At 68.6% G+C, this 5,743-nt stretch carries 7 protein-coding genes; 2 read left to right on the forward strand and 5 right to left on the reverse strand.

Annotated features, from left to right (window positions below):
• From AB0M52_RS29375 to AB0M52_RS29385, 3 genes are all read right to left on the reverse strand, one after another.
• The coding region (locus tag AB0M52_RS29375) for a carbohydrate ABC transporter permease (RefSeq protein ID WP_363960451.1) at positions 1-707 on the reverse strand (707 nt) is incomplete at its 3' end.
• Positions 704-1,651, reverse strand: a complete 948-nt coding sequence (locus tag AB0M52_RS29380; protein WP_363960454.1) for a sugar ABC transporter permease — start codon at positions 1,649-1,651, stop codon at positions 704-706. The genes AB0M52_RS29375 and AB0M52_RS29380, both read right to left, overlap by 4 nt.
• Before the next feature lie 70 nt (positions 1,652-1,721).
• Entirely contained in the window at positions 1,722-2,963 is a 1,242-nt protein-coding gene (locus tag AB0M52_RS29385; RefSeq protein ID WP_363960457.1) for a sugar ABC transporter substrate-binding protein, read from the reverse strand.
• Positions 2,964-3,152: 189 nt separating this feature from the next.
• Between AB0M52_RS29385 and AB0M52_RS29390 the strand changes: the two genes are divergently transcribed.
• Positions 3,153-3,920, forward strand: a complete 768-nt coding sequence (locus tag AB0M52_RS29390; protein ID WP_363960460.1) for an FCD domain-containing protein — start codon at positions 3,153-3,155, stop codon at positions 3,918-3,920.
• Between the two features lie 97 nt (positions 3,921-4,017).
• Here AB0M52_RS29390 and AB0M52_RS29395 read toward each other — a convergent pair whose 3' ends face one another.
• Complete coding sequence (locus AB0M52_RS29395; protein ID WP_363960462.1) at positions 4,018-4,593, reverse strand: DNA starvation/stationary phase protection protein; 576 nt, start codon at positions 4,591-4,593, stop codon at positions 4,018-4,020.
• Between the two features lie 71 nt (positions 4,594-4,664).
• Positions 4,665-5,132, reverse strand: a complete 468-nt coding sequence (locus tag AB0M52_RS29400) for a VOC family protein (RefSeq protein WP_363960464.1) — start codon at positions 5,130-5,132, stop codon at positions 4,665-4,667.
• Positions 5,133-5,288: 156 nt separating this feature from the next.
• On the opposite strand from AB0M52_RS29400, the gene AB0M52_RS29405 reads away from it, so the two are divergent.
• A complete protein-coding gene (locus AB0M52_RS29405) occupies positions 5,289-5,672 on the forward strand; it encodes a hypothetical protein (RefSeq protein ID WP_363960467.1) in 384 nt (127 codons plus the stop codon).
• Positions 5,673-5,743: the final 71 nt, after the last annotated feature.

Here is a 5,743-nt window from a genome sequence, read left to right on the forward strand (position 1 = left end):
CCCCAGTCGATGCTGGCGTAGCCGACGAAGTCGAAGATCGCCACGGGCAGGGTCTTCGTGCTCGCGCCGGAGAGCACCAGGGCGAACATGAAGTTGTTCCAGGAGAAGATGAACGACAGGATGCCGGCGGTGGCGATACCCGGGACGGACAGCGGCAGGGTGATCTGCCGGAACGCGCCGATGTGGGTGAGGCCGTCGACCAGCGCCGCCTCCTCCAGCTCCTCCGGCAGGCCGTCGAAGTAGCCCATCATGATGTAGACGATCAGCGGCAGCGAGACGAACATGTGGCTCAGGATCAGCACGCTGAAGCCGCCGACCAAGCGCAGGTTCGAGAAGACGTAGTACCAGGGCACCAGCAGCGAGACGCCGGGGATGACCCGGGCCATCAGCACCACCAGCGCCGACTTCTTCATGTTGAAGCGGCTCATCGAGTACGCCGCCGGCACGCCGAGCAGCAACGACAGCACGGTCGCCGCGAAGGCCACCCAGAGGCTGTTGACGATGAACTGGAGGTAGTTGGCCTGCTGCAGGACGGTGTCGTAGTTGTCCAGGGTGGGCGTGAAGAACAACGCCTTGCTGGAGTCGTAGATGTCGACATTGGTCTTGAACGACGCGGCGACCATCCAGAGCAGCGGCGCCACCAGCGCGAGCACGACGACGACCAGCGCCACCGCACGGAAGGTCCGGAACCCGGCGCTTGCCCTCATCGGCCGGCCCCCTTCTTCCGCGCGGTGAGGGCCCACATCGCGCCGATGATGATCAGGAAGAACAGGATCAGCACCGTCGAGGAGAGGCCGTACTCGTTGTAGTCGAAGCTCAAGCCGTAGGCGTACACGTTGAGGGTCTCCACCTCGTTGAACGAACCGCCGCCGCGGCCCTTGGTGGCGTAGAGGATGTCGAAGGTCTTCAACGCGTCGATACCGCGAAGCAGGACCGCGACGATCACGGTTGGCATCAGCAGCGGCAGCGTGACGTGCCGGAAGCGCTGCCAGGCGCTGGCACCGTCGATCATCGCCGCTTCCTGCGGCTCGTCGGAGAGCGAGGTCAACCCGGCGAGCAGGATCAGCACGACCATCGGCGTCCACTGCCAGATGTCGATGAAGATGGTGGTGGGCAACGCCGTGTTCTGCCCGGCCAGCCACGGCTGCGGGCCGATGCCGATCCAGCCGAGCGCCTGGTTGGCCAGGCCGATGTTGGGGTCGAAGATGAGCCGCCACATCATGCCGACGGCGACCGGGGTGGCGACCAGTGGCAGCAGGATGGCGACCCGGACCCACCTCTCGCCCCGGAACGGACGCCACAGCAGCAGGGCGATCGCCATGCCGAGGACGACCTCGAAGAACAACGCGGCGCCGGTGAACGCCGCGGTCCGCCCGACGGCGGGCCAGAACCGGTCGGTGTCGCTGAGGACGTCGAGGTAGTTCCGGAAGCCGATGAACTCCGACTCGGCGCGGACGGATCCCGACGAGTCGGTCAGGCTGAGGTACACGGTCCAGGCGAGCGGGAAGATGATCAGCGCGGCGACGAAGGCCATGGCCGGGGCCGCGAAGAGCCACTTGCGATGGTCGTTGGCCCAACGCGCCCAGCCGGGCGTGTCGGGCATGACGGAGGCGCCGCGGGGCGCTCTGCTGGGGGCGGTTACTGCTGGCATCAGATCTCCGTGGTGGGGAGGCCGGACGGGGGTGGCGGGGCGCTTAGCCCCACCACCCCCGCGCCCGGACTTAGCGGGCCTCGTCGTCCAGGAACTTCTGGAACCCCTGGTTGGCGGTGTCAGCCGCGGCCGCGGCGTCCTTGCCGGTGATGGCGTCGACGATCGGCTGCCCGACGATCTCCCGGGCCTGCGCCACCCGCTCGACCAGCGGCCGGTCGTGGCCCACCCCGTTGGCCAGGCTCACCGTGATCGCGTCGGCCATGTCCTGCGGGTAGGTGGAGATGCCCTCCGGGTTCTCCCAGACCGAGGTGCGGGCGCCGGGGACGCCGGCCTTCTGCTGCTCCAGCGTCTGCTGCTTGCCGGCCGCCCACTCGATGAACTTCCAGGCGTTGGACTGGTTCTTCGAGGCGTCGTTGACGGCCAGGCCCCAGGAGGGGATGTTGTACGGCTTCGAGCCGGCCGGGCCGGCCGGGAACGCCGCGAACCCGACGGTCTCGGAGACCTTCGACTTGCCCGGGTCGGTGGCGTTCTTGTAGAGCGAGTTGGCCTCGGTGTAGAAGGCGGCCTGACCCTGGGTGAAGATCGCCATCGCCTCGGACCAGCTCATGTCGGTGCTGATGTTGGCCGGGCCGTGCTCGCGCAGCAGCCCGCCGTAGTAGGCGTACGCCTGCTTGGCGGCGTCGGTGCCGACCGCCGACTTGCCGGAGGCGTCGACGAAGTCGCCACCGAAGCTGAACAGGAAGCTGGAGAACTGGGTGACGGCGGCGGCCTTGCCGGTCCGCGACACGAAGCCCGCCACACCCGGGTTGTCCGCCTGGATCTTCGCCGCCTGGGCCTTCAGCTCGTCGAGCGTCTTCGGCGGGGCGGTGAAGCCGGACTTCTCCAGCAGGTCCTTGCGGTAGTAGAGAACCTGCTGCTCGGTGATGATCGGGATACCGACCACCTTGTCGTCGTACGTGGTGGCGCTCACCGGCGCGGCCTGGAAGTCGCCGAAGTCGAAGTCGGCGCTGTCCTTGGCCTTGTCGGTCAGGTCGGCCAGGTACTTGTTCTTGGCGAACAGCCGCCCTTCCTGAAGGGGGCGGTACATCATCACGTCGATGTCGCCGGAGCCGGCGTTGAGCTTGACGTTGTACTGGTCCGACAGCTGGTCCTCGCCGAGCTGGGTGACCTCGACCTTGAGACCGGTCTGCTTCTCGAACTCCGGCAGAGCCTTCCGGATGTTCTCGGTCCAGACGTGGTTGACCAGCGTCACCCGCACGGTGTTCGAGCTGCCGCTGTCGTCACCACCGCCGCCACAGGCGGACAGGGTCATGGCGGCCACCACCGCCAGAGATGTACCGATTATCGATCGACGTCCCACGTCCGTCTCTCCTTACTGTCCTGGCCGCCGCCCTCGGGGGATGGACGCGACCTCGGCCTGTTACATCCGCTTAACGTCCGGATGCTAGGCCGAAAAAGCAGACTTATACAAGGGGTAGACCTAACTGATATGATCCGACGCGTGAATCCGCCCTCCCCCGGGGTTGCACCCGCCCAGTCCGCCCCCGCCGAGGCCGGGCTGCACGGCCGCGTCCTCGACCACCTCGGCACCGCCATCTGCGGCGGCGATCTGACCGCCGGCGCCGTGCTCAACATCGACGACCTGGTCGATCGCTACGCGGTGTCCCGCTCGGTGATCCGCGAGGTCCTCCGGGTGCTCGCGTCGATGGGATTCATCGAGACCCGCCGGCGGGTCGGCGTCATGATCCGTCCGGCCAACGACTGGAACGTCTTCGACCCCCAGGTGATCCGCTGGCGGCTGGCCTCGACCGGCCGGATCGCCCAGATCCGCTCGATCACCGAGCTGCGCACCGCCGTGGAACCGCATGCCGCGCTGCTCGCCGCCCAGCGGGTCGACCACGACGAGGCGAGCGATCTGGTCGGCCTCGCCGCCAAGATGTGGGCCGCCGGCAAGGCCGGCGACGAGGAACGCTTCCTCGCCCTCGACATCGAGTTCCACCAGCGGGTGCTCCGCGCCTCCGGCAACGAGATGTTCGTCAAGCTGCAGACGCTGGTCGCCGAGGTGCTCATCGGCCGGCACCACTATCACCTCATGCCGCACCACCCGCACGAGCAGGCACTCCAGTTGCACGCGGACGTCGCCCAGTCGATCCAGCGGGGCGACGGGGAAAGCGCGCGCCGAGCCATGGTGCAGATCATGGAACACGCGTTCGAAGAGATGTCCTCGATCTGGGAGCAGGAGCACACCACGGAGCCGCATCCGGCCTGATCGGCACCGCAGCGGGTCCGAAAACGATCAGGGCCCGCTCGGCGGGCCCTGATCACGCGCAGTCCGGCCGGGCGCGCGCCGGCCCGGCAGCTGGTCCCTACACCGACACGATCGGCGTGTCGACGAGGTGTTCGGCGATAAACCAGGTCTGCAGTTCGTTGGTCCGGATGACGTTCGAGACCAGCATGTCGTTACTGCCGTCGTCGCCCATCTCGACCACCCGGGCCGCGGCGTCGTGCGCGTCGGTGAGGATCGTCTCGTGCGCCTCCAGCAGGCGCGACAGCATCGCCGGCACCTCCTCGGCGCCGTCGGGCGGGCGCGGCACCCGGGTCAGCTCGGCCACGTGCCGCGGGTCGCCCACGGCGATCCCGCCCAGCGTCTGGATCCGCTCGGCGACCATGTCGACCAGTTCCAGCTGTTCGTCCGCGTGCTTGTCGAGCAGCAGGTGAAGTTGGTAGAAGGTCGGCCCCCGCATCAGCCAGTGGTGTTTCTTGTACAGCGAGTGCAGGATGCGGGTGTCGGCGAGGACCCGGTTCAGCCGCTCGCACGAGTACATCCGCGTGTCGTACGAGAGGGCGACCGGCAGCTGCCGGACGGTGCCGAACGCCTGGATCTCGCGGCCGTGCTGATGCAGCCGCGGCTGGCTGTCCGACCGCTGCTTCTGCTGGGTCATGCTGTCCTCCTGGGGTGTCGGTGAATGCTCTGGGCGGCGGCCCGGACCGCATCCGCTCGGGCGGCGGCTCGTCAGGTGGCGGCCCGGCCCGGCCCGGCGGCGGTGCGGCCCTGCTCGGCGAGGATCCCGGTCGCCTGTCCGACCTCGATCAGGTAGCCGTCCGGGTCCCGCAGGTAGCAGCGGATCTCCACGCCGTGGTCCTTGGGCTCGGTCAGGAACTCCCCGCCGCGCGCCCGCCACTGGTCGTAGACCGCGTGCACGTCGGTGACCCGGATGTTGATCGCGCCGCTGAGCGTGTCCGGGTCCGGCGGCGCCAGGGCCCGTACGGTCGGCTTGTCGTCGGTGGGGCCGCCCTCGTTGTTGATCACGATGTAGCTGTTGTGGAAGCGCAGGATCGCCGGCTGGCGTTCGCGCACCACGGTCGCGCCCAGCACCTGCCGGTAAAAGTCCCGCGAGCGGCCCACGTCCCGCACGATCAGCAGATGGGTGAGCACCATCCCGCCCGCTGGCTGGAAGTAGTCCGGCGCCTCGTCGATCATCCCCGCCTCCCGAAGTCGAAAGCCGGGGCGTACCCGCTGACGGCGTCCGCACACCCGCGGCGGGTAGCCCCCAGTGCGGTGCCCGCCTCGCCGCGTCAGGCCGGCCGGGCCGATAGGAGGGGTGACGTTGTGGTTTCCGCCAGCGACACTGGCAGGGTGAGCTACCACGATCCGTACCAGCAGCACCATGGCGTGCCGGCCGACCTGCCGGTCCCGGCCCAGTACGGCCCGCCGCCGGCCTACTACCCACCTGCCGTCGTGGTCGCGCCGCCCAAGTCGACCGGCGCCGCGGTGGCGCTGGAGCTGATCCTCGGGCTCTTCGGCATCTTCGGCGTGGGCAACATCTACGCCGGCCGGATCGTCACCGGCGTGGTCCTCATGGTCTCGTTCTGGGTGCTGTTCTGGATCAACTTCTTCCTCGTCTTCCTCGTCGTGGGCCTCGTGACCATGCCCCTGACCTGGCTCGCCTATCTGGCCGGCGGTGCGCTGTCCGCGGCCCGCGGCGTCGACCAGTACAACCTGCGCGCCATCGGCGCCTGAGCTCCACCGGCCCGCTCGGCCGACCACGGTCAACCGGTTCCCGCGCGGCGAGTTCGACAGGCTGGGCGGTC

It is taken from the genome of Micromonospora sp. NPDC051296 (assembly GCF_040682255.1).
Classification (GTDB): domain Bacteria; phylum Actinomycetota; class Actinomycetes; order Mycobacteriales; family Micromonosporaceae; genus Micromonospora; species Micromonospora craterilacus.